General features: G+C 56.2%; 20 protein-coding genes and 1 pseudogene. 16 read left to right on the forward strand and 5 right to left on the reverse strand.

The features are described 5' to 3' along the window. The first annotated feature begins 335 nt into the window (after window positions 1–335). Complete coding sequence (locus tag GOX45_RS01400) at window positions 336–1703, forward strand: dipeptidase (RefSeq protein WP_171097242.1); 1368 nt, start codon at window positions 336–338, stop codon at window positions 1701–1703. A 17-nt stretch (window positions 1704–1720) separates the two neighbouring features. On the opposite strand, the gene GOX45_RS01405 is transcribed toward GOX45_RS01400, so the two are convergent. Then, a complete protein-coding gene (locus tag GOX45_RS01405) occupies window positions 1721–2548 on the reverse strand; it encodes a LysR family transcriptional regulator (protein ID WP_171097244.1) in 828 nt (275 codons plus the stop codon). An 81-nt stretch (window positions 2549–2629) separates the two neighbouring features. Here GOX45_RS01405 and GOX45_RS01410 point away from each other — a divergent pair, with 81 nt between their 5' ends. The 3 genes and pseudogenes from GOX45_RS01410 to GOX45_RS22030 all read left to right on the forward strand — a co-directional run. Further along, entirely contained in the window at window positions 2630–3616 is a 987-nt protein-coding gene (locus GOX45_RS01410; RefSeq protein WP_171097246.1) for an aldo/keto reductase, read from the forward strand. A gap of 294 nt (window positions 3617–3910) precedes the next feature. Next, complete coding sequence (locus tag GOX45_RS01415) at window positions 3911–5245, forward strand: adenylate/guanylate cyclase domain-containing protein (RefSeq protein WP_171097247.1); 1335 nt, start codon at window positions 3911–3913, stop codon at window positions 5243–5245. A gap of 123 nt (window positions 5246–5368) precedes the next feature. Next, a pseudogene (locus GOX45_RS22030) lies at window positions 5369–5524 on the forward strand (IS6 family transposase); the annotation flags it as partial. 64 nt (window positions 5525–5588) lie between these two features. On the opposite strand, the gene GOX45_RS01420 reads toward GOX45_RS22030, so the two are convergent. Further along, a complete protein-coding gene (locus GOX45_RS01420) occupies window positions 5589–6956 on the reverse strand; it encodes a sensor histidine kinase (protein ID WP_371808935.1) in 1368 nt (455 codons plus the stop codon). After that, window positions 6953–7621 (reverse strand): response regulator transcription factor, encoded by a 669-nt coding sequence (locus GOX45_RS01425; RefSeq protein WP_171097249.1) that lies wholly within the window; start codon window positions 7619–7621, stop codon window positions 6953–6955. The genes GOX45_RS01420 and GOX45_RS01425 overlap by 4 nt, the downstream gene beginning before the upstream one ends. A 139-nt stretch (window positions 7622–7760) precedes the next feature. On the opposite strand from GOX45_RS01425, the gene GOX45_RS01430 reads away from it, so the two are divergent. The 8 genes from GOX45_RS01430 to tcuB all read left to right on the forward strand — a co-directional run bounded on the left by GOX45_RS01430 (window position 7761) and on the right by tcuB (window position 16826). Continuing rightward, the gene (locus tag GOX45_RS01430; RefSeq protein WP_171097251.1) at window positions 7761–8849 is read left to right on the forward strand and encodes a tricarboxylate transporter; all 1089 of its coding nucleotides are present in this window, start codon (window positions 7761–7763) and stop codon (window positions 8847–8849) included. Window positions 8850–8925: 76 nt separating this feature from the next. Then, window positions 8926–10956, forward strand: a complete 2031-nt coding sequence (locus GOX45_RS01435) for a tripartite tricarboxylate transporter permease (protein WP_171097254.1) — start codon at window positions 8926–8928, stop codon at window positions 10954–10956. Window positions 10957–10966: 10 nt separating this feature from the next. Beyond that, window positions 10967–12055 carry a 4-oxalomesaconate tautomerase gene (locus GOX45_RS01440; protein ID WP_171097256.1) on the forward strand — a complete coding sequence of 363 codons (1089 nt, stop codon included), beginning with the start codon at window positions 10967–10969 and terminating at the stop codon, window positions 12053–12055. Window positions 12056–12106: 51 nt separating this feature from the next. After that, window positions 12107–12343 (forward strand): hypothetical protein, encoded by a 237-nt coding sequence (locus GOX45_RS01445; RefSeq protein WP_171096797.1) that lies wholly within the window; start codon window positions 12107–12109, stop codon window positions 12341–12343. Then, the gene (locus GOX45_RS01450; protein WP_171097258.1) at window positions 12340–13320 is read left to right on the forward strand and encodes a D-2-hydroxyacid dehydrogenase family protein; all 981 of its coding nucleotides are present in this window, start codon (window positions 12340–12342) and stop codon (window positions 13318–13320) included. Before GOX45_RS01445 ends, GOX45_RS01450 begins: the two co-directional genes overlap by 4 nt. Window positions 13321–13670: 350 nt before the next feature. Next, window positions 13671–14351, forward strand: coding sequence for a GntR family transcriptional regulator (locus tag GOX45_RS01455; RefSeq protein ID WP_171097260.1), 681 nt, complete (start codon window positions 13671–13673; stop codon window positions 14349–14351). Window positions 14352–14362: 11 nt separating this feature from the next. Beyond that, a complete protein-coding gene (gene tcuA / locus GOX45_RS01460; RefSeq protein ID WP_171097262.1) occupies window positions 14363–15757 on the forward strand; it encodes an FAD-dependent tricarballylate dehydrogenase TcuA in 1395 nt (464 codons plus the stop codon). After that, the gene (tcuB, locus tag GOX45_RS01465; RefSeq protein ID WP_171097264.1) at window positions 15747–16826 is read left to right on the forward strand and encodes a tricarballylate utilization 4Fe-4S protein TcuB; all 1080 of its coding nucleotides are present in this window, start codon (window positions 15747–15749) and stop codon (window positions 16824–16826) included. The genes tcuA and tcuB overlap by 11 nt, the downstream gene beginning before the upstream one ends. Window positions 16827–16950: 124 nt before the next feature. Here the strand turns inward: tcuB and GOX45_RS01470 are convergent, their stop codons facing one another. Then, window positions 16951–17886 carry a LysR family transcriptional regulator gene (locus tag GOX45_RS01470; RefSeq protein ID WP_171097266.1) on the reverse strand — a complete coding sequence of 312 codons (936 nt, stop codon included), beginning with the start codon at window positions 17884–17886 and terminating at the stop codon, window positions 16951–16953. A 96-nt stretch (window positions 17887–17982) separates the two neighbouring features. Here GOX45_RS01470 and GOX45_RS01475 point away from each other — a divergent pair, with 96 nt between their 5' ends. The 3 genes from GOX45_RS01475 (at window position 17983) to GOX45_RS01485 (ending at window position 20548) form a co-directional block, all read left to right on the forward strand. Continuing rightward, entirely contained in the window at window positions 17983–18450 is a 468-nt protein-coding gene (locus GOX45_RS01475; RefSeq protein WP_171097268.1) for a cupin domain-containing protein, read from the forward strand. 564 nt (window positions 18451–19014) lie between these two features. Further along, window positions 19015–19215, forward strand: a complete 201-nt coding sequence (locus tag GOX45_RS22280; RefSeq protein ID WP_217350261.1) for an SEC-C metal-binding domain-containing protein — start codon at window positions 19015–19017, stop codon at window positions 19213–19215. Between the two features lie 355 nt (window positions 19216–19570). Further along, the gene (locus GOX45_RS01485; RefSeq protein ID WP_171097271.1) at window positions 19571–20548 is read left to right on the forward strand and encodes a LuxR C-terminal-related transcriptional regulator; all 978 of its coding nucleotides are present in this window, start codon (window positions 19571–19573) and stop codon (window positions 20546–20548) included. Between the two features lie 148 nt (window positions 20549–20696). Here the strand turns inward: GOX45_RS01485 and GOX45_RS01490 are convergent, their stop codons facing one another. Further along, a complete protein-coding gene (locus GOX45_RS01490; protein ID WP_171097272.1) occupies window positions 20697–21722 on the reverse strand; it encodes a LacI family DNA-binding transcriptional regulator in 1026 nt (341 codons plus the stop codon). A 107-nt stretch (window positions 21723–21829) separates the two neighbouring features. On the opposite strand from GOX45_RS01490, the gene GOX45_RS01495 reads away from it, so the two are divergent. Next, entirely contained in the window at window positions 21830–24151 is a 2322-nt protein-coding gene (locus GOX45_RS01495; protein ID WP_171097273.1) for a DUF1989 domain-containing protein, read from the forward strand. The last annotated feature ends 23 nt before the right edge of the window (window positions 24152–24174 follow it).

Raw genomic sequence — 24174 nt, forward strand, 5'->3', positions numbered from 1 at the left:
TCTTGCCAAAAGTCGGGATTTGAAACTTGCAGAAGACCTGTAGAATGTCTGATGTTTTCTGCAAGTTTGTCGGATTCTGGTTGTTTCGATTGAGATCGGTGGATCTCCTCGTCCTAAGTGATGCCCTGTCAAATTGAGTTCCACGGTTGCCGCTGACAAACGACTTCTATGCGCGAGCGGCTGCGACATCTGGATTTAGTGTTCAATGACTGTTTCGGGCCGGTCTCGTATCGCTCGACTATGTTGGTTTGTAACGAGTATTAGGTTTTTGACCTCAGGCTTGCGGACAACGCCTAGATTCGTAAGTTAAGCGCCGACATCTGAGAGGGTATGGAATGAGCTGGTCCGAATATCTCGACACACACCAGTCACGCTTTATCGAAGAATTGTGCGAATTCATTCGTATTCCATCGGTTTCAGCCAAACCCGAGAACGCGGGCGATGTTCGGAAGGCCGGGCAGTGGGTCGTTGATCGTTTGGTCGCGGCGGGAATGGAAAACGTCCAGATGATGGAGACGGCAGGCCATCCGGTGGTCTGTGCCGATTGGCTGCATGCCGGGTCCGATGTGCCCACAATCCTGATCTATGGTCATTTTGACGTGCAACCAGCTGAACCGTTCGAGCTCTGGTCCTCGCCTCCGTTCGAGCCGACGATCCGCAGGGATCGGATCTACGGGCGTGGGGCGACTGACGACAAAGGTGCGATGTTTATTCCGATCCTTGCGGTCGAGGCTTTGTTGGCTGAGACCGGAAGATTGCCAGTCAATGTGCGGTTTTTCTTTGAAGGCCAGGAAGAGATCGGCTCTCCCGACCTGCCACCCTTTATCGAGGCCAATCTCGATCGGCTTCAGGCTGATATGATCTTTTCCGCCGATGGTAGCCAGTGGGATACCGAGACACCGCAACTGGTTCTGGGTCTTAAAGGGCTCACCTCGCTTGAGATTTCGGTTCAGGGCGCAAAGTCGGATTTGCATTCAGGGATGCATGGCGGTGGGGTTGCAAATCCGGCAATGGCGCTGGCCCAATTGCTGGCCAGCATGAAATCCCCTGACGGTCGGATCACTGTCGATGGTTTCTACGATGATGTTGTTGAGTTGACGGATGAAGACCGCGTGGCAATTGCACGGGTGCCATGGGACGAAGCAGCCTATCTGGCCCAGACAGGCGCTCCGGCGACGCTGGGTGAGCCAGGATACACGACGCGCGAAAATCTCTGGGCGCGTCCAACGCTTGAAGTCAATGGTTTGACCAGCGGTTGGCAGGGCGAAGGTACAAAGACAGTCTTGCCAGCTTTGGCTTCGGCCAAGATAACTTGTCGACTGGTCGCCAATCAGAATCCCGAAAAGATATTTGACCTGATCGCTGCCCATGTCGAAGCTCACTGCCCGCCTGGCGTGACCGCTCAGGTATCGCGCAACCCCGGGCGCGCGGACCCGTTTCTTGTGCCGGTAGGTCACAACGCAACCGCGATCGCGGGACAGGTTCTCGAAGAGGTATACGGCAAACCCGCGTACAAAACCCGTGTCGGTGGTTCGATCCCTGTGATGTCGACCCTGTTGGACGAGCTGGGTTTGCATGCCGTCATGTTTGCTTTCGGACATGAGGATGAAAACCAACACGCCCCGGACGAGTTCTTCCGTCTGCCGACATTCCGACGCGGCCAAACAGCCTACGCACGGTTAATGGAACGGTTGGGTGAATAGGTAGCTGCGGCCTCGTTTTACCCGGTTTCACAGGCTTCCGACATCACTGCGTAGGTGCGGTCAATGACATGCCGCACCTCTGCAAGAAACCGGTCTTCATGATGCGTGACCAGCCACTGATCATGTTCCAGATCATCAATTAAAGGTGACACTGGTTTAAGGCGCGGCTGCGTGTTTCCGATAAAGGTGGGCAGAACCGCCTTGGCCAGTCCTGCATTTGCAAGCTCGAGCGCGTTGTGCGGTGCGGTCACTTCGATGGCGTCGTCTTTTTGCGAATGCGCCTTCAACCATCTGGCCGAAGGTGTGTTGGACATGACCCGTGCCCAGGTCGAAACGCTTTCATCCGTGGCATAGACTGCAAACCGAACCCGCCCGATCTTGCGACCCGCCAGGCCGATCTCCTCTGGCCGGTGGTTTCGAATGCCGATCGCGGCCTCCCGGTGTCCGATCTTCAACACCTCTTCCGACGAGATGAACCGCAACCGAACCGGCATCGACCCGGTAAGCCTTCCGACCGCGCCGATCAAAACCCTTGTCACCCAGGTCCCGGCCGAGATTTTGACCAAAGGCGGCGCGCTGGCGAGGCTGCTTTCGGTGACGGGTATGACACGTGCTTCGATGCTTTCGACCTTTTTCAACAACGCTAACCCATCTTCGGTCAGGTCATACCCTCGCGGTTTGCGGTGAAACAGCTCAGTTCCCAGGTTACGCTCAAGTTCGATCATGCGCCGGCCTAAGGTGGGTGCGCTCTTGCCGGTCAGTTCGGCCGCTGGCCCAAGCCCGCCTGTTCTGGCAACCGCAAGGAAAAGACGCAGGTTATCCCAGTCAAAGTTTCTTTCATCCATGAAATAAAGATTACATTCTGTGTTGTTGATGAAAAGACGTTGATGGCGTTTTTTCTGAAGGATCAGTCACGAGGTCCAAAGATGAACTTTCTCGAAACCGAAATCTCACCCCTTGGCATGGGATGCTGGCCGATCGGCGGCAAGATGTATTGGGGCGAACAGTCGCTTGGATACACACGATCAGATGACGGAACTTCAATTCGCACGATCCACGCCGCATTGGATGGTGGGATCACATTGTTTGACACCGCCGCTGCCTATGGTGCCGGACATTCGGAACGTTTGTTGGGCAAGGCGCTAAAGCATCGGCCCGACGCCCTGATTGTAACAAAGATCGGGGTTGGGATCGATGAGGCAAGCAAGCAGATATCGTTTGACCCTTTCACTGCGGATCAGGTTGGCCCTGCCGTCGATGGGTGTCTGTCGAGGCTAGAACGTGATCGGATCGATCTTTTGCTGTTGCATATAAACGATATGCCAGTTGCCCAGGCCGAAGCTGTGTTTGACAGGCTGGAGCAATTGAAAGAAGTCGGGAAACTACGTGCCTACGGTTGGAGTACAGATTATTCCCAAAGCGCACTGGCCGTCTCATCCAGGGAGAATTTCAGGGCGGTCGAATACGTGATGAACGTCTTTTTCGACGCACCTCGCATGCAACAGGTTGTCAAAAAGGAGGGGCTTTTGTCCCTTATCCGCTCGCCTCTTGCGATGGGGTTGCTCACCGGCAAGTATGATCGAAAGAGCGTTATGTCGCGAAATGACGTGCGCGCATCCGGCGAAAACTGGATGGAGTACTATACCGATGGAAGGGTAAACCCTGATTTCATGCGAAAACTCGAAGCGGTTCGGGATCTACTGACAACAGATGGTCGGACGCTCGTGCAGGGCGCTCTCGGGTGGATATGGGGCCAATCAGAGACATACATACCGATTCCAGGCGCGCGGACGGAAGAACAAATTGAGGGCATTTCAGGCGCACTGACTTTTGGTGCCTTGCCGGTTGAAGCGATGAACGAGATTGAAAACTTGATTACGCGCAACCCCAACGAGCCAGACCGCCCTAGGTAACTTGAAGAACCGCATCAAAGCTTTGCACCCGCAGCGAATGCTGGCAACAAGGGTTGCGAACGCGGCTTTCCCTTTTTCCGATCAAGAACTGCAAAGGGCTGTGAGAGATTTGGCAGGGCAGAGCGCCGCATCACGAAAACGTAGACCGGCGATCGACGGTATAGAGCCCAATGCGGAAGTTTTGGCAAACCAGATTGTTCCTCCAAATTTGCTGGCAAGAAACTCAATTTCTCGGACGCAATGTCTGTATATATGTTGGATCAACCTTTTCGAACTGCAGGGCGCTAGTCTGAGATGAACCCAGTAGAAACCAAGTACGCCAAAAGCGGGGACACTTACATAGCTTACCAGGTGGTCGGTAACGGCGATTTAGATGTAGTCTATGTGCCCGGTTGGGTTTCTCATGTAGAGCTTTGCTGGGAAGAGCCGACGCTTAACCGTTTCCTGTCCCGAATTGCGTCTTTTGCGAGATTGATCATTTTTGACAAGCGGGGAACTGGTCTGTCAGACCGGGTTTCGAACGATCAACTGCCTACGCTTGAAGAACGCGCTGACGATCTGCTTGCGGTTATGGATGCAGCTAATTCTTCGCGCGCCGCGCTGATCGGGTTTTCAGAAGGTGGCAACCTGGCGGCTTTCTTGGCCGCATCACACCCTGAACGCACGGCCGGGCTGATTATGTTTGGCGCATTCGGCAAGCGCATCTGGAGCCCGGACTATCCCTGGGCACCCACTCCGGAAGAACGTCAAAAAGACTACGAGTTCGTCGAACGAGAGTGGGGTAACCTGATGGACCTGGAGCATTATGCGCCCAGCAAGGCCAATGATGAGGCTTTTATGCGACGAACGTGCGCCTACCTAAGGCGAAGCGCCAGTCCCGGTGCGGCTGTAACGCTGCTCAAGATGAATACCGAGATAGACTTGACCAATGTGCTCCCCGCCATCCACGTGCCAACTCTCGTGTTGCACCGCAGTGGTGATCGAGATGCGAATGTAGAAGAAGGGCGTTGGATTGCAGATCGGATTTCAGGCGCCCAGTTCAGGGAGCTGCCCGGTGACGATCATTTTCCGTGGGTTGGAGACTCTGACGCGATCCTTGACGAAATTCAGGCTTTTGTCACCGGTGAGAAACCCAGCCCTCCGAGTGAACGCGTTTTGGCGACGATTTTGTTTACCGATATTGTTGGTTCTACGGATCTAGCCCATCGATTGGGTGATGCCGCGTGGAAAGACCTGCTCAACCAACATGACCAATTGTGTACTCGGGCCATCACTGAGCATAATGGTCGGCTAGTAAAGGGAACCGGCGACGGACTGCTGGCAACCTTTGACGGTCCTGGAAGGGGTATATCATGCGGAAAGAAAATCGTTACCATAGCTCGTGGTTTGGGGCTTTCTGTCCGCTGTGGCTTGCATACAGGAGAGTGTGAACTGCGTGGCGACGAAATAGCAGGTGTGGCTGTCCATCTGGCCGCCCGCGTTTCAGCACTGGCAGGAGCGGATCAATTGCTTGTCTCCCGAACCGTGCGGGACCTTGTTGCCGGTTCAGGCCATACTCTAAGGGATGAGGGAGAACATAGGCTCAAGGGGTTTTCAGAGAAGTGGTCGATCTATTCCGTTCATCTCTAGACACTCGTGTTTTGTAAATTTTCGAAGAAGCCAGCGTCGTAGCGAGCGGCGACGTTGTCGTTTGTTCCTACCCTTCGCAATCCCTAAAACATTTCGGTCGCGGCGAATGTCGGCTATGCGGGTCGCCTCAGGCCCATGCGAAGTTTACAGAAATTCGCCACCGTCCATTCCTCGGTCTACAATCACTGCAATCAGGAAGGTTCGCTCACCAGCAGCGACATCTTCAGGCAGAAAAGCAGCGCCGCTCTTGCCGAGTGGCTTGAACTTGGCGCGGGATAAAGGGCAGTATCACTTGCCCACCAGAGACATGTTCGAATTCGTCTGGCAGCACCTTAGAAACGAACTATGGCGCAATGGGAAGCTCAAGCGTAACACTAGCGCCGTTTTCGACTAGGTTGATTGAGACCATTCCCCCGTGGCGCTTCGCTACAGCTAAGACAATCGACAACCCTAAACCGCTACCTTCGGAATACTCCAGCTGCGAAAATCGACCGAACACGGCTTCGCTTTGGTCGGGTGAAAGGCCGGTTCCGTCATCGGATACAGTTAGTTTGACCCACCCTTCGTCGTAGCGCAGCACTACAGAAATTCGGCTGAGTTCGGCGCCGCCGTGCTTAACTGCGTTGTCCAGAAGGTTTTTAATAGCCTCTGCCAAAAAAACCCGATCTCCGGACACCCAGACTGTTGGTTCTGGCATTGTGACTTCAAATTCGATCCCTTTTGCGAGGATATGAACGCCCATGTCAGCGCAGGCCTCTTCCACAACCGCACGGAAATCAATCTTGTCCATCTGATCCTGATGCGTGGGCTGCCGTAACCGCTCCAAAGACAAAAGCTGCTCGGCTACCGTGGCGGAGTTTTTCGCTGCCGCCACAAGCTCGATAATCCGTTTGTCCTTGTCTTCATCCGTTTTTGCGTCTCGCAACGCCTCGGCCATGGATTGAACCGCTGCCGCCGGATTTCGCAGTTGATGCGCGGCTTCTGAGATAAACACTTGATGGGCGTTGATGCTTTGCTCGACCTGTCCAAACAGCCGGTTCAAGGTCTGAACAATGCCAAAAACCTCGACTGGAACCGGGCGTTTGATCTCGCTGAGGTCGTCGGGAGAGCGTAGGTCGATCGCATCCTGCAAATCCAGCAAGGGCCGCAGACCACGTGCGACCCCGAACCACACGACTACAGAAAGTGTGGCCAGCAGGATGCCCATCAGGATCGCGGCGCGGATCGACAGTTCGTTGGCAAAAGCGTTGCGGTCTGCAACGCGCTGCCAAGCTGTTACCGTCGCATCGCCCACGAGGTTATCGAGTGTGACCCGCTCGGTCATTTTCAGGACACGCACCGACTCATCCCGATAAACTGCTTCGAAAAACTGCGGCTGGTACGCGTCTTGCTCAGTCGGGTTTGCAGCGGCCGGAGGATATGCATACCCAGTGACGTAAATTCCACCGGGTCCGGTCACGTGATAAAAAATCTCTCCGCCCGATGCATCGCGGATCAGGCTGCGTGTAGTCGGCGAAAGAGCATCGCCCTCTGACACCGCTACATCGCGCGAAATGGCCAGGCCTGCAGACAACAGGCTGTCGTCAAAAAGCTCCTGTGCCGTTTGTTGAGCGACCGTGTAGCGCCAGTATCCAAGCAGGATTGCGAGTAACACCAGTGGCGTCAGGATTAGAATGAAGAGCCGAAGCCTGAGCGAACCGTGCCGGATCACTTTTCCACCTCAAGCAGATATCCGAGGCCACGGGCCGTCTTGATCCGGAGGCCAAAATTCTGAAGGCGCTTCCGCAGTCTCGAGACATGTGGTTCGACAGCTGAATCGTCGACATCGGCTCCGACGCCGTAGACATAGTCGGTCAACTGACCTTTGGGGACGATCCTGCCGCGTCGTTCCAACAGACATTCAAGCACAGCCATCTCCCGTCGCGGCACATCGAGCACTTGACCCTTCGCGCTAACCTGCCGGGCGGTGCGGTCGAACTCGAGGTCTCCGATGGTTTCTCGCGTGCCGTAGTTCAGTTGTTTGCGGCGGGATAGCGCGCGGATACGGGCCTCAAGTTCATCCATCTCGAAGGGTTTCACCAAGTAATCGTCGGCACCCATATCAAGACCCGAAACGCGGTCGCTCGTCTCGGTGCGTGCGGTCAGCAAGATGACGGGTGCGCTGTCACCCCGGTTGCGCAAAGACCGCAGGATCTCAAGCCCTGAACGACCCGGCAGGTTGATGTCCAGAACGATCAGGTCTGCGCCTTCTTGCTCCAAATACAAATCGGCCGCGCCACCATCTGTCAGCACGTCAGCGGCATGCCCCCGGTCGCGTAGGCGATAGGCAATGGCGTTCGCAAGGGTCTCATTATCCTCGACGATGACGATCCGCATTCGGGCTCCTGCAAGTTTCGCGCAAGGTTGGCGCTCCATGATTGCCAGATGGGAGGGGGAATCAACCCCGCAGTTCTAATTGCAATCACGGTGGCGCGGAGGGCGCTGACGTGGTTGTCTGGTCAACAGGGAGGAACCAATGGCCATTTCCAACTTCACTCGTCGCGCCGTCGTGGGGCTGATCGCCGCTGCCGGACTCGCTGCACCTGCCGCTGCCGAGGTCGATTTCTCGGGCAAGACCATCGAATGGGTCATTCCGTTCTCGGAAACGGGCGGGTCGGCTAAATGGGCCAATTTCTTCGCGCCACTGCTATCCGAGGCATTGCCCGGTCAGCCGACTGTGGTAGTCAAGTTCATGCCGGGCGCTGGATCAACCAAAGGCGCGAACTGGTTTCAGGAACAAAGCCATGATGACGGTACCCTGTTGTTTGGCACGTCCGGGTCTACTCAGTTCCCGTATCTGCTGAGCGATCCCCGCGTACGCTATGAATACAACGATTGGATTCCGGTCATGGCATCCGGAACGGGTGGTGTTGCGTATCTGAACGCCGAGGACGGAGCCAAGTTCGACGGCTCTGCAAATGCGTTGAAGGACACCAATTTCATCTACGGCTCGCAAGGTGCAACCCGTTTGGACCTTGTACCTCTGCTGGCCTGGCAGATGTTGGGTATGAATGTGGAACCGGTATTTGGGATCAAAGGCCGCGGGGATGGTCGGCTGATGTTTGAACGTGGCGAAGCCAATATCGATTACCAGACGTCCTCGGGCTATCTGGGTGGTTCGGTCCCGCTGGTCGAAGCCGGTCAGGCCGTTCCCATGATGACTTGGGGCGCATTGGATGCTGATGGCAATATCGTTCGTGACCCGACCTTTCCGGACATTCCGACCTTTAAAGAGGTCTGCGAGGCCACCGATGGATGCGAAACAAGCGGTGAAGCTTGGGATGCATGGAAAGCCTTCTTCGTGGCGGGTTTCCCGGTTCAGAAACTGGCATTCCTGCCCGGAGACACACCACAAGAGGTGGTCGACGCATACACCGCAGCGTTCCAAACCGTAACTGAGCGTGGAGACTTTGCGGACATTTCGTCCAAACGCGTAGGCAAGTATCCGGTATTCGTCGGCGACGGCTCGAAAGCTGCACTGCAAACAGCGACCAACGTGGACGATGATGCCAAGCAATATGTCCTGAATTGGCTGAAAGAGGCCTACGGTGTCGAGCTAAACTAAGCCGACACCTAGTCGCGCGCCCAATGAAGGGCGCGCACTTTTCTACTTCCAAGACAATTTATGAAAGGCGGCCGCTATGGAGGTTTTCGCCACAGCTCTACCTGCGCTTGGTGATGCGTGGGGTTTGATCCTTCAACCTATCGTTCTGGGCTATCTCGTTCTTGGCGTCGTTATGGGGCTGGCAGTGGGCGTTTTCCCGGGTCTCGGAGGCATTGCCGGCCTGTCGCTGTTGCTCCCTTTCATGTTCGGTATGGATCCGATCCTGGGTCTGGCCCTGATGATCGGGATGGTTGCGGTGGTTCCGACCTCTGACACTTTCGCATCAGTTCTGATGGGCATTCCCGGTAGTTCTGCGTCGCAGGCAACCGTGCTGGACGGCTTCCCCATGGCGAAAAAGGGTGAGGCTGCGCGGGCCCTGTCGGCAGCCTTCTCCTCGTCCCTGTTCGGTGGGCTGGTCGGCGCAACCTTCCTTACCATGTTCATCCTGATCGCGCGGCCTATCGTTTTGGCCTTCGGCTTGCCCGAGATGCTGATGATCACAATCCTCGGTTTGTCTATGGTCGCCATTCTGGCGGGACGCATCCCGCTGAAGGGCGTCGCAGCTGCCGGTTTGGGCCTGATGGTCGGGACGATTGGCGAGGCCGACGCTGGCGGCTCGCTGCGCATGGCGACGTATGACATTCCGTATCTGACAGATGGTTTGAAACTGGTCATCGTCGGACTGGGTATCTTCGCCGTTCCCGAGATTGTCTCACTGCTGCGGCAAGATCGTTCGATCGCAAAAGGGGCATCTCTGGGGGCCGGTTGGCTGGACGGGGTCAAAGACTGGTTCGCCAACATCTGGCTTTCGGTGCGTTGTTCTATCATCGGCGTGGTTGTCGGTGTCATTCCGGGCCTCGGGGGGTCAGTGGTCGACTGGATCGCTTACGGTCATTCGGTTCAATCAACAAAAGACAAAAGCAATTTCGGAAAAGGTGAAGTGCGCGGGGTCATCGGCCCGGAAAGCTCAAACAACGCCAAAGAAGGTGGTGGACTAGTTCCGACCCTGCTGTTTGGTATTCCCGGCTCGGGCTCGATGGCGATCTTCATCGGCGCGGTGGCGCTGCTAGGGTCGGGTGATATCGAGGTCGGTCCGAGCATGCTTAAGGACAATCTCGACATCACCTATTCGATCGTCTGGCTGCTCGCGCTTGCCAATGTCGTAGGCACCATCCTGTGCATCGCAGCCTCGGGCGGCATCGCCAAGCTGACCACGATCCGCTTTACCTATCTGGCCCCGTTCCTATTCATGCTGATCAGCTTCGCCGCCTTCCAGTCCGGCCAGAACTTCGAAGACCTGCTGGCCCTGTTCGTGATTGGCCTGATCGGCATCTTCCTGCGCCGTTTCGACTGGTCGCGCCCGGCCTTTCTGATTGGCTTCGTATTGTCGAACCCGGTCGAGAAATTCACAAACCAAGCGTTCCAGATCGCCTCGTTCCGGTTCCGCAAGAGCTTTGGTGAAGGCATGGAATACGTCTTCAGCCCCATCGTCATTGTCCTGATCGTGGTCACAGTCGTCTCGGTTATTCTGGGCATCCGACAGGCCAAGATGATCATGGCTGAAGGTGACGTTCAGGCGGGTACAAAGCGCGCGCCTCTGATCTTCCTGCTGGTGATCATGGCCTATCTGATTGTTGCTTTGGTCAACGCCAACATGATCCCCGACTACAATATGACCGACAAGATCATCCCGCTGGTGATCGGCAGCGTCTCGCTGTTTTGCTGTGTGATCCTGCTAATCCAGATGATGCGGCGGCCCGAGGGCGACGCGATCTTTGCCGACAAGGAAATCGCTGGTGAGGACGCAACTGCACCTCACGGACTTTGGTCCACACTGGCGTGGTTCGCCAGCCTGATTGCGGCAACCTGGGTGGTGGGTTTCATCCTTGCGCTGCTGGGTTTCCTGATCGCGTTTTTCCGCATCCGTGCCGGGGCAAGCTGGCAGATGACGCTGATCCTGACGGCCTGCGGCATCGGCTTCATGTGCCTGATGGCGGGTGCTCTCAACCGCGATTTCCCACCGGGTCTATTGCAGGACATGGTCAGCCTGCCCTGGCCGTTGAAGTGAGGAGTTCAAAATGACCCAAACCGCAATTCCTTACATTTTCATGCGCGGCGGCACCTCGAAGGGCCCGTACTTCCGCCGCTCGGATTTACCCGAGGATTTGGAGACGCTGGCCGAGGTGCTGATCGCCGCCCTTGGTTCCGGGCAGTCGCTAAATATCGATGGCATCGGTGGAGGCGCCGCGGTGACGACCAAGGTCGCGATGCTGTCAGTCAGTGAGGATGATTGGGCCGATATCGACTATTTCTTCGCGCAGGTCTCGGTCGAGGACAAGCTGGTCGATTTCAAACCCACTTGCGGCAACATCCTGTCTGGTGTTGCTCCTGCTGCAATCGAAATGGGTTTGTTCCAGCCGCAGGGCGATGAAACCGAAATTCGCATCCGGGCTGTTAACACCGGAGCTCGTGTTGTCGCCAAAGTGAATACGCCCGGGGGCGAATTGACCTACGAGGGCGATGCAGAGATCGCGGGCGTGCCCGGCCATTCTGCTCCGGTACAGCTGAGTTTTATGGGTGTGGTGGGCTCGGCTACTGGAGCGTTCCTACCCACGGGTAACCTGCGCGATACAGTTCAGGGCATCGAACTCACCTGCATGGATGTCGCCATGCCGATGGCTATTGCCCGCGCCGCCGACTTCGGGTTGACGGGCTATGAAGGCGCCGAGGAGTTGGACGCAAACCGCGTGTTCTTTGACCAGATGGAGACCGTTCGGATCGAAGCAGGGCAGCGGATAGGTATGGGGGATGTGTCCAAATCGGTCACCCCCAAATTCGGCCTCGTCGCGCCGGCCAGAGAGGGTGGAACGCTTGCAGTGCGGTATTTCATGCCGTGGAAAACCCACCCGACCATGGCGGTCACTGGCGCGCAATGCATGGCATCTTGCGCTTTGACACCCGGCACAGTTGCAGATGGATTGCTGGATCGACCCACGACAAGCCCGGCTGAGGTCGTGTTGGAACACGCCTCGGGCAAAATCGACGTGCTGGTGGATTTCTCCTGCGATGACGGGTTCACCGTCAATGCAGCAGGTTTGGTGCGAACCGCGCGCAAGTTGGCCGATGGACATGTTTATGTACCGGAATCTGTGTGGAGCGGCAGTTGAAGTGGTGATGATCATATTGTATACTGTGGTATACATTATGGAGATGCCACGATGAATAACTATTCCGAATGCCTAGATATCGCGCGTCAGGAACTTAGGTTGGCGCAGTCGGCCCTGCGGCGCGACATCGCGGACTACCCGACACCGATTGCTGGCTGCGATGAGCAGTTCAACCATCTGCTGGATCAAAGCGAACGGGTCCGAAATGCGCTTGCCGCTCTCGACACACGTCATTTTGTCCCGACCCCAAGAAAACTGACCACCGAGCAGGGAATAGAAAGCCGATGAAGGTCCACATTCTTGATGACTGGTTTGATACACTGCAGGGCTTGCCCTGTTTTGGAAAGCTATCCGGCCATGACGTGAAGGTCTGGACAGATCATGTCAAGGATACCGACCAATTGGCCGCGCGCTTGCAGAGAGCTGAGGCGCTTGTGCTGTTTCGCGAACGCACCAACATCACCCGTGACTTGATTGAAAAACTCCCAAACCTGAAATTGATCAGTCAACGTAGCGTATACCCGCATGTTGATGTGCAAGCATGCTCGGACAACGGAGTGCTGCTGTGTTCGAATATGCATGGCGGGACGCCGTCGTATGCCGCAGCAGAACTGACTTGTGCGTTGGTCATGGTTGGGATGCGCGACTTGCCCGCACAAATGGCCTCGGTCAAAGCGGGGCACTGGCAAGCAGGCGTGGGCAAGACGCTACGGGGCCGTCAACTGGGGCTCTATGGCTATGGCCGGATTGCTCGCGCGGTTGCGGGCTATGCCGAGGCGTTCGGGATGAATGTTGTTTGGTGGTCGTCTGAGGAAGGCCGGGCACGTGCGCAGGCGGATGGAGTGCAGGTCGCGCACAGCCGAGAAGCGTTCTTTGGTGAAAGCGATGTCGTTTCAGTCCATGTGCGCCTGAAACCGAACACGCGCGGGATTATTACCGCATCGGATTTCGCACAGATGCAGCCGGGGGCGTTGTTTGTGAACACCTCGCGGGCCGGGCTGATCGTGCCGGGTGCTTTGCTGGCGGCGCTGAACGACGGTCGCCCGGGCAAAGCGGCGATTGATGTTTTCGATACCGAGCCTTTGACCGATTCGACCGATCCTTTGTTGTCGCATCCCAATCTGATCGCGACACCGCATATCGGCTTCGTCACCGAGGATGAGTTCGACCTTCAATTCGCGGATATTTTCGATCAGGTGAACGCCTTTACCAAAGGTGCTCCGATCCACATGATCAACCCCGAGGCTTGGACCATCGCAGGATAGAAATTTGGCACGGGCTCACCGATGATCACCAACACGATCCTTGTCAGATGATGGGTGATTGCAAAGCTCAAATCTGCGCTCGAGACGATAGCCAGAACCGTCATCTCTCCGCCCGCCGGGCGCGAAGGCCGCAAAAAGGCAGACGCCCATCGTGCCGAACAAGAAATGCAACGGCAGGTTCAGTACCCAAAAGACTCCAGTGCCCAGCACCGCAAGGCTGAAGGCTGCAACCCGCTTTTTCCAAAGTGGCGATGCGATCAACTTAGTGGGCAAGGGGTGGTTCCGATGCGGTTGACTCGAAATGTATCCAAATGTATACAAATGGACGCAATGAAAGAGACGCGAGCACGATGACCTTTCAGAACGACCTGCAACACCCCGGCCCACAAGGCAATTCTGCGTATCAGCGCCTGCTGGACGAGATTCGCGAAGGCACTCTTCTGCCCGGCGACCGGCTGCGTGAAATTGAGCTTTCGGAACGGTTGGGCGTCAGCCGTACCCCGGTGCGCGAAGCGATCCGGCAATTGGAGGCCGACGGGTTGGTCACGCATGTCCCGCGGCAAGGCGCGACTGTGCGAAGTCTGGATTACGCCGAGGTTATGGAACTTTATGAGATGCGCGCTGTGCTTGAAGGGACGGCGGCCCGTCTGGCAGCCCGCGCGGCGTCGGATGTCGAGCTGGATGAGCTCGAGGTTCTGAATGACCGGCTGGCAGAGGCAGGTACGGGTGCGGATGCGGCGCAAATCAACAGGGTCTTTCACGCAACGCTTCTGGACGCGGCTAAGAACAGGTTTCTCGCGAAATCCATGCTGTCCTTGCAAAAGGCGCTGTTGATCCTCGGACCGTCTCAGTTGCTGGATGGCGACCGGGCTCAGGCAGCGGTGGCGGAACATCGGCGCATCATGGCCGCTTTGAAGACCCGCGACGGCGCAGCGGCCGAAACAGAGATGCGGGCGCATATTCAGGCTGCGCAGCGGATGCGAATCCGCGCATTGCAGGACCGCGACCGTTCAATCGAAGAAAGCCAGTAGGTAAACAGGATATGGCCACCCCAAAGGAAGCTTACGATATCGCTGTGATTGGGGGCGGGAACGCGGCCCTTTGCGCCGCGATGACCGCTGCCGAGTCAGGCGCCCGCGTTCTGATACTTGAAACGGCGCCAAAACCTTATCGCGGTGGAAACTCGCGCCACACGCGTAATTTTCGCTGCATGCACAAATCTCCCCTGGGTCCTCTGATCGAGGAGTATGGCGAAGACGAATATCTCTCGGATCTGCTGAAAGTCACTGGTGGTAAAACCGACGAGTATCTTGCCCGCCTTGCAATCCGCACCTCGGAGGAATGCTTGCCCTGGATGGAAGAGCGTGGGGTTCGGTTTCAGCCGTCTTTGTCGGGAACTTTGTCATTGGCGCGGACCAATGCGTTCTTTATGGGGGGCGGTAAGTCTCTGGTAAACGCGTATTATCGGACGGCGGCTGGGCTGGGCGCTGATGTGCTGTATGAAGCCGCGGTCACACATTTGGAGCTGAATGGTGATCGGATCGATTGGGTCGATTACACCTACGAAGGTCAGTCCCATCGCATTAGACCCAAGGCGGTGATCGTTGCCTCCGGCGGGTTTCAGGCGGATACGGATTGGCTCACGCGGGCCTGGGGTGAACCAGCCAAAAACTTCCTGATACGCGGCACACCTTACAACAGGGGCGTCGTGCTGGCCGATCTGTTGGGCCAAGGCGCCGATAGCGTCGGTGACCCGACCCAATGCCACGCTGTTGCTATTGACGGGCGTGCGCCTAAATACGACGGCGGCATCGTCACCCGTCTGGACTGCGTGCCGTTTTCCATCGTCGTGAACAAGGATGCCCAGCGGTTCTATGACGAAGGCGAGGATGTCTGGCCTAAACGCTACGCGATCTGGGGGCGACTGGTCGCGGCGCAGCCGGATCAGGTAGGTTATGTGATCATCGACGCCAAGTCGCTGAATCTGTTCATGCCGTCCGTATTCCCCCCGCTAAAGGCGGACACGTTGGAGGAATTGGCCGGGTTGATGGACCTGCCTGCAAACAAATTGAAAGCGACGATCAGCGAATTCAACGCCGCTTGCGGTGACACCAGCGGGTTTCATCCGACCGAGCTGGACGGGGTCGCGACCTCGGGCCTGACACCTCCCAAGACCAACTGGGCGCGCCCAATTACCGAACCACCGTTCTATGGCTATTCACTGCGCACCGGTGTGACCTTTACCTATCTTGGGTTGAAGGTCGACGCGCAGGCCCAGTGCTCGACCCAAAATGGAAAGATCAAAAACCTGTGGGCCGCAGGCGAGACCATGGCCGGTTCGATCCTTGGGCAGGGTTATCTGGCCGGTTTCGGAATGACCATCGGAACCGTGTTTGGACGCATCGCAGGACGCGAGGCCGCCGCTTATGCAAACTGATCTAATTCAGGAAGCCCGCCGTCAGGCCGAGATCTGCAACGCCTGCCGTTATTGCGAGGGATATTGTTCGGTCTTTCCGTCGCTTCATTCGAAACGGGCGTTCTCGGACGGAGACATCACGCAATTGGCCAACCTATGCCACAACTGCAGGGGATGTTATTACGCCTGTCAGTACACCGCCCCACATGAGTTCGATCTGAATCTGCCCAAGGCGCTGGCCGAAGTGCGGCGCGATAGCTGGGAAAGCTTTGCGTGGCCGCAGCCGATAGCGCGCCGGTTCCACACCCATGGCGGCGCGATCGCGTTGGCACTTGTGATCGGATTTGCCCTATTGTTCTGGGCCATCCGAGCCATCGGTTCCAGTGGAGGCGAGGGGTTCTACGCCGTCCTGTCGCACAACGCGATGGTTGCGATCTTCGCACCCGCGTTCTTGCTGCCTCTGTTCAGCATTGCCATCAGCCTTCGGCGCTACTGGGCCGAGGTGGAGGGCAAGCCCATCCAGATGTCTGATCTGACGGCTGCGCTCAAACGCGCGGGCAAGATTCAGGATTTGGCCGCAGGCCATGGCGAAGGCTGCAACTTTGAGGACGAAGACCGGTTCAGTCAGGGCCGACGCCACATCCACCACGCCATCATGTATGGGTTCCTGTTGTGCTTTGCGTCGACCTCGGTGGCGACCGTCCTGCACTATGTCTTCGGATTGCACGCGCCGTATGGGTTCTGGTCGCTGCCGAAACTATTCGGAATCTCTGGAGGTATTTTGCTGACGGTAGGGTGCGGTGCGATGGCGCTGCTCAAGCTAAAGTCAGACCGAGACCTCGGCGATCCGTCGGCATGGGGTGGGGATATCGGCTTTATCCTGTTGCTCGGGTTTGTTGGGTTCAGCGGGCTGGTTCTTTATGCCCTCGGAGCAACGCCGCTGATGCCTGCGCTATTGGCCCTTCACCTCGGATCGGTTCTGACCTTTTTCCTGCTGACGCCTTACACAAAAATGGCTCATGGGTTCTATCGGCTAGCTGCACTTGTTAGGGATGCGCAGCGAAAAAGATATGCGTCCGCAGTCCTTTAACAGCCCGTTGCGCCTGTGCGAGCAGAAAGAAGATGCAATGGGACGAACGATGGTTTTGAAGAACTCTGCGTCAAAGCACCTCGAGTGGCCGTCAATGTCCGGAGTGGGCCGTTGTGCGCGCTCTTCATGCATTGAGGGGGTGCAAAATCTCAGCGATCCGTTCTCTCAACCATTGGTGTGGCGCGCTGTCTGAAACCCGCCGGTGCCAGACCAGGCTCAAACGGGCGGGGTCTACCGAGATCGGCGGGGCAAACACGTTCAGACCGGCGGATTCGGCAACGCGATGCGCCAAAGCCGATGGAAGCAAGGCGATGAGGTCGGACCCGGCGACCGCGCGGTAAACACCAGAAAATACGGGAAGTGTCATCACCACATTGCGCCGACGTCCGACGCGCGCAAGCGCCTCATCCCCAAGACCATCCGGAGTGCCCGTTGTCGAAAACAGAACGTGCCCTAGCTCGCAAAAAAGATCGAGCGGCAGGGTATCGCCATGTACAAGCCCTCTTTCAACTGCCTTTGGGTGATCCTTACGCGCAATGACGGAGAACGAAGAAGCGAACATCTCTTGCGCTTCCGCCCAGTCAGGCAACGGCGTTTCGGGGAGCAACGCGAAATCCACCTCAATGTCTGCAAAGGCGTTGACACGATTATCTGGCACAAGATCGACAAGATGAACGCTGATCCTAGGTGCATGCACCGTCAAATATTCGGCGAGCGCCGGCATGAGCATCTCTGCGAAGAAATCGCTTCCTGATATCCGGAACCTGTGCGCCGCAGTTGCAGGATCAAAGGCGTCTTTCGCGGATATGAGTGTTTCAACGCGGCTCAGGATCTCTTGCAGAGGCTCTCTTAACGATAGGGCGTGCGCGGTTGGTTCAAGTTTCTGCCCGTTCCGAAAAAACAGCTCATCGCCAAGAGACAGCCGCAGCCGTTTCAGCGCGCCGGATACCGCCGGTTGTGAGAGGCCCAAACGCTCACCTGCCTTGACGGTCGACATCTCGATTAGCAGCGCATTTAGAACGCGCAGAAGGTTCAGGTCAAAACTAGATAAATTGGCCATGTGAATTTATATCATATAATTAATCGATTTCACAGATTGATAAGCTGCGCCTACCCTTTGATCAGTTCTAACGATCTGCCGCAGGAGGAGCACTAAATGCTGGATCGTCCGCGCACTTACAACGTTCTGAACATACTTATGAAATTTCATGCGTTCCCGTCGGAAACGATGGACAAGTTTTGCCTCGTTGAATGCCTTGTTCCGGTCGGTGCAGGGGCGCCGCCGAACCACCACGCCGGTGAGACCGAGTCTTTCTTCGTCCTTGACGGTCAGATTGGCTTCTCAGTCGATGGCAAGGACATCCTCGCGGGCCCAGGCGACCACATCGCAATCCCCGATGGAGCTGTGCACGCATTCCAGGGCGTCGGCGACAAACCGGCCCGCCTGTTGATAATCAACGCGCCGGGTCACATGCACGACCGGTTCTTCACCGGTGTGGGTCAGCCGCTGCCGGAAGGCCAGACCGAGTTGCCCGAACCTGGCGAGCCGGACCTGACCTCGGTTCTGTCCATCGCAAGCGAGGTGGGCATGACGTTCGTGGCACCCGCTGGAGAACCGGCATAGCGCCAAAACCCAAACGTTGGAACAGAGTTGGCGGGATGCGAACAGATCCCGCCTACTTGATCCAAAGGCATGCGTGAGTTGGCTTGGTCCTTGAGTGTCTTTTTATCACTCTATCAAATCTACGCGCCGAAGGATTGTCCGTTTTGTGGGCCGCTTTTGCAGCATCCGGGTGGCTGGTGAACGGCGGTTGCGGGCTGTCGGTACAGCGTCATGAGGGATGGCTTTGAACCTATGCTGCGCTCCCCGAGGGCCATTAGCGCAACGCATTGCACCTTTTGCCATTGAACTCACAGATCGCGATCCGCGCGGGCCCTGGCTGGGGCTGCGCGAAGGGCCGGTCTGATGAGGGTGAAACCAGACTTCTCGAAAAAGCGACCCGTCCAAAACGGTCGATCGTAGCGAAAAACTCTTTGAGGTTCAGGATTGAGGCTGTAAGTGGCCTTCACGGCAAAATCAAATGATAGCGGGTATCATGGCCAATCGCATCAAACCCGATGACCGCGCCTCCTTTCGAGGTCATTTCTAAGCGTCGCAAGTCCTTCCCATCGGAGACACGCGTCAAAACTGGCGTTCAAACGGTGCGCGGGCGATGTAGAACTCCAAGAGAAACTCGGACGTAACGATCCTTGCCCTTGCTGCTCGGGGAGGCGCTACAAACGCTGCTGTCTGAAGTGCGGCAGGTTCGACGGCAGTCGCCGGGATTATTACTTTCAGAGAGCGCCGGTAATCCGGCGCTCGACAATTGCGCAACAACAAAGGCCCTGATCCTCAGCGAGCGGCTGAGGCGGCTTTGTTCTTATTTTCTTGCAAAATCTACACCTGTCATCCGCGTGTATGACAGGTGATTGCGCTCAACCCCCATACACTTCTGCTCAGCCACTAAAGAGAGTTCGGAGCCCAGCATGGATTTGCAATCAATTGGAATAGTCGCGCTCAGTCAAAAACATCAGACGAGTTATGACTCTGGGGATGAAGACGCTTACTATACCCATATGGCCAGATTGGAATTTATCAGTAGGCTGCAAGAGAAAGCACGATTGATGATTAAATGGGTATTTAAACGCCACCGCTCCATCAGCATTGCCCAACATCCACAACGAGCAAAGTTTACCACCAGATCATGACGCAAGGAACGAATGAAGATCGTGACGCCGTCCTCGCTGTCATAGAAGCCGAGACCGAAGCTTATCTCCAACGTGACTATGACGCCTGGCAATCCTATTGGCTTGATGGTCCACAGACACGTCGCGTCCAAACCCATGTCGCTACAGGCGTAACTTTGGTGAAAGGGGACGAGATCAAAGAGCAAATGAGACGCATTTTTTTGGAACCTGTTAAATGGAGTCCCCCGAAAGCGTTCGAACGCGAAAACCTGAATATGGTGATCAGCCGAGAGATGGCCTGGGTCAGCTATGACCAGAACAGCGATATGTCCAGCATCGCTGATGGAACCTTGCGCCGATATCATGAGCTCAAGATTCTGCAAAAGGTCGATGGGGTTTGGAAAATCAGTTGCTTGGTAAGCACCCAAATAAGAGCGAATTATGAAAATGCGCCTCTGATTGAGGTCGATAGGTCTGGCGACATGATCTGGATGAACGAAAGTGCAAAAAAGCGACTGCCGCTCCATCCGATGCTCATGAAGAAAGGGCGGAAACTCTGTGCAATCGACGACGAGGCGCGAATGCTACTTCTGGGGGCGCTGAATTGGCTTTATGAGATCAGAAGTCATCTCACACCCGGTTTGCGCGAGGAAGCTGTAAGCCGCATTGTTCCACTCGGACAAGACGATGCCGGTGTTGCACATGTCTGCTGGGCTCTGCTGCGTGATGGCAGATTTTTCATTGCATTTGACGATGAAGAGCGGCTGAATAGCCAAGTTGCGGCCGCTGCTGAAGCCTATGGCTTATCGGATACACAGGAAAAACTGGCCCTAAAGCTTATAGCAGGTGCTGATATCTCAACGGCTGCGGAAATTCTGGGAATAAGTCCAAATACCGCGAAAACGCACCTGCAAAGAATATATGACAAAATTGGTGTCCGATCGCAGTCCGCATTGGTGAGAATGCTGCTTACCGCCGTACATCGCGAAGTATAGAGCTTTGCCGATCTGGTTTTCTAAGCAGCTATTGGCACGAGCAATTGGTTTTCCGGTAACCGCAAACCTTGCAATGCAACCGTTGCGTGGTGTTCATCGCGATTGCCGAGACAGCGCGTTTCCGCCTGGGATCATGAGGTGATCTCGCTTAAGTTGATCTTTTGTCAGCATTTTTTGTGGAATTCCTGACGACAATATATGCATCGAGTCTTTCTGGTTCTGGCGGCTGTTGTTCCGTGATCCAATGTGCCAGCGCGTCTGCGACGCGTTCTCCCATTTGAGAAACCGGTAAATGTACGCTGGTAAGGGGTGGAACTGACACAGACGACGTCGGAAGATCGTCAACACCCACCATGGAAATCTGATCCGGTACAGCGATTTCTTGGGCTTGAAAGCCAAGCAAAATACCCAGCGCAACAACGTCGGACAGGCACAAAATAGCGTCCGGCTTCGTGTCAAGATTGCTCAGCTGATGTGCTACGTCAGCACCGCCTTGGTGACTGATCTCGGTTTCGAAGGTTGTAAGCTCTCCGGTGAACGGAAAGTCTTTGAGACCGGCAAGACGGGCACGCGTGCGGTCATTGTTATGAACGGGGCCATGTACGACCGCTATGTTACGATGACCCAGATCGTTAAGATGCTGTAATGCAAGTTGTGCCGCCGCCGCGTTGTCGTATCCGATCGTCGGCAGCGGGTTTTCAGGATCAAAGAATGACGTAATGATCGTTGGCATCATGGTGCGTTCGATCAGATCGTGAAATGCAGGGCTGTGCGTGACTCCTGTGACGATCAAGCCTTCTGCGCCGATATCCACTAGGCTTTTGGCTTTTTCGGCTTCGATGTCCAGATCTGCTTCGGTGGTCGCCACGATCAGAGATAATTGGTGGTCTGACAGTTTGCGCTCTAACGCGGCGAGAAACCGGGCAAAGATTGCATTGTCCAGAGTGGGAACCAATGCTCCGACAAACCGGGTACGGCCTGAATTGATCGCACGAGCGGCGGCACTTGGTACAAATTTCAGATCCGCAATGGCGGTCTGAACTTTTTCCAAAGTGTCTTTCTTTACGACAGCCGGTTCGTTCAAAACCCGCGAGACTGTGGCGACAGATACGCCAGCAGCTTTAGCCACATCTCTGAGATTTGCGCGTTTTTTGGGCTCTGGGTTTTTTTTCATCGAGAGGATTCATGTCCGTTTGGCGGGCTTCTGAGGAAAGAGTTGACATATGTAACTAGTTTCAGCAACCTCTGTAACTAGTTACATTTTGGGAATCCGATACGGATATGCTGGGGTCATCTGTCTTACATACGTTCACAAACTCGGGGTTTGATGGCCCTGGCCGCCATTTCCCCGGATTCCAAAAAGCGTCTGACACCCGCACCTACATCCTTGCCCCGCGAGAGACTGTCCGACTGGTTTTGCAGTCAGGAGATTTGCTGTCGATAGAAGGGTTTGGCCCGGAGCAGGCACTGGAAGTTGTGGCCTTTACCCAAGATGGGCGACCGGGATTGACTGCGTTGAATTTGTCGAAAACCGGGGTGGTCAAATGGGGCGATTTTGACGGTACACGGCTTCTGGCTTGGATTGAGGCGCAGGGTGGAGATCGGCAGGTTCCTTGTCACAGGCTGGACCGTGGGACCGAGCCGTTGATTCTCCGAACTGGCGACGCGGTTACGGTCTGGGTGATCCGTCCCACCGGGGTTGACGGGTTTATTGACGGCAGAGCGACTGGGAACATCACGGTCCTGCACAAGTCGGCGACGACCAAAGAGCCGCATCTGCCACCCTTGCTCGGTGATACGCGCGACGAATTTACGGTACAGCGCGGCAGCGCGCAGGCCTATGAGTTGAAGGCCGGCGAATTTGTTCAAATCATCGATGTTGAGGGTCAGCAATGTTCCGACTTTATGGCTCTGCGAGCCATGGGGTTAGATCAGGGACAAGAGTGGATGATCGACTCGACCGCGACCCGGTCGATGGTTCGGCGCTCTTATCCCATCCCCGGCTTATTAGACAAGTTCTTTGATCGCGAGATGCGCCCGTTGCTGAACGTGGTGCAAGACACATGTGGGCGGCATGACACATTTGGTTTGGCCTGCACCGCGCGCGGTTATGAAGAACGCGGGTTTCCCGGGCATCTGAATTGCTCCGATAACATGTCGAACGCTCTGGCCCCTTACGGTGTGGCGCGCCGAGCCGCGTGGCCCGCAATCAATTTCTTCTGGAGCACTTGGATCGATCCCAAGACCCATCACATTTTGACCGAAGAATCCCATTCGCGCGCCGGAGACTACGTCGCTTTGCGCGCTCTGGAGGACCTGGTTTGCGTTTCGACCGCCTGTCCTGACGATATCGATCCCATTAACGGCTGGAATCCGACCGATGTGCATGTGCGCATCTACCGACCCGAAACGCCCATCCGCAGAGCGGTTGCCTATCGCGAAAAGGAAGACGCGCCCATGTCGATCAGTCAGGAGTCTGCCTTTCACGACCGTTTGTCACCTCTCACCCAGCATTTTGCCCCGGCGCGCGATCTGTGGGCACCGGTCAGCTATCCGGCCTATGGCACATTGGGTGAATATTGGGCTTGCCGTCAGGCGGTAACTATTCAGGACATGAGTGGCTTACGCAAATTTGACGTTGTCGGCCCCGATGCCGAGGCTTTGATGCAGTTGGCGACAACGCGCAACGTAGCAAAACTGCCGGTTTGGCGCGGGTCGTACACGCTGATGTGCGACGAAAGCGGTTCGGTCATCGATGATGGTACACTGTTCCGCCTTGCACCCGAGATTTTCCGCTGGTGCTGCGGGTCCGAGGAAAGTGGCCGGGCTTTGCAAAAACTGGCCGATGCGCGCGATCTGCAAGTGAGGGTGCATGCGCTGCGTGGGGCGATGCCGAACCTCTCGATTCAAGGACCGAAGTCGCGCGACCTTCTGCGCAAGGTTGCCTTTACTCAGCCACATGTCCCCAGTTTGGATCATCTGAAATGGTTCGGTGTCACCGTCGCTCGTTTGAACGACCGTGAGGGCGCGCCTTTTATGCTGTCGCGCTCGGGGTATACCGGTGAATTGGGGTACGAAATTTTCTGTTCCAAATCCGATGCCGTTGCCATCTGGGACGCAGTTGTGGCTGCCGGGGAGGAGTTCGGGATCACCCCAATGGGTTCGGCCGCCCTCGACATCATTCGGATCGAAGCAGGGCTGGCCGCAGCCAACGCGGAATTCGCGCCGGGCGTCGATGCGTTTGAGGCCGGTTTGGGTTTTGCGGTCGATCTGACCAAGTCCGAATTCACCGGGAAAGAGGCACTGGAACGCAATGCGCGCGATGCGCGCCGGGTGCTCAAAGGACTGCTGATTGGATGTGACGACGTGCCCGCCCATGGGGCCCCTGTCTATGCAGGTGAACGGCAAGTGGGCCTGGTCACTTCGGCTACGCGCTCTCCGATGCTGGAACACGCAATCGCCATGGCGCGGCTTTCGGTCGAACACGCGGAGAACAGCACTCAACTGGAGGTCGGTCAACTCGACGGGCGAATGAAACGCCTGCGGGCCACCGTCACGGACATTCCATTCATCGACCCGCAACGCAAGCGGGCGCGCGCCTGATGGCGCAAATAACTCTACGCAAC

Origin of the sequence: Ruegeria sp. HKCCD7255 (assembly GCF_013031565.1) — a bacterium.
In the GTDB taxonomy this organism is placed as follows: domain Bacteria; phylum Pseudomonadota; class Alphaproteobacteria; order Rhodobacterales; family Rhodobacteraceae; genus Ruegeria.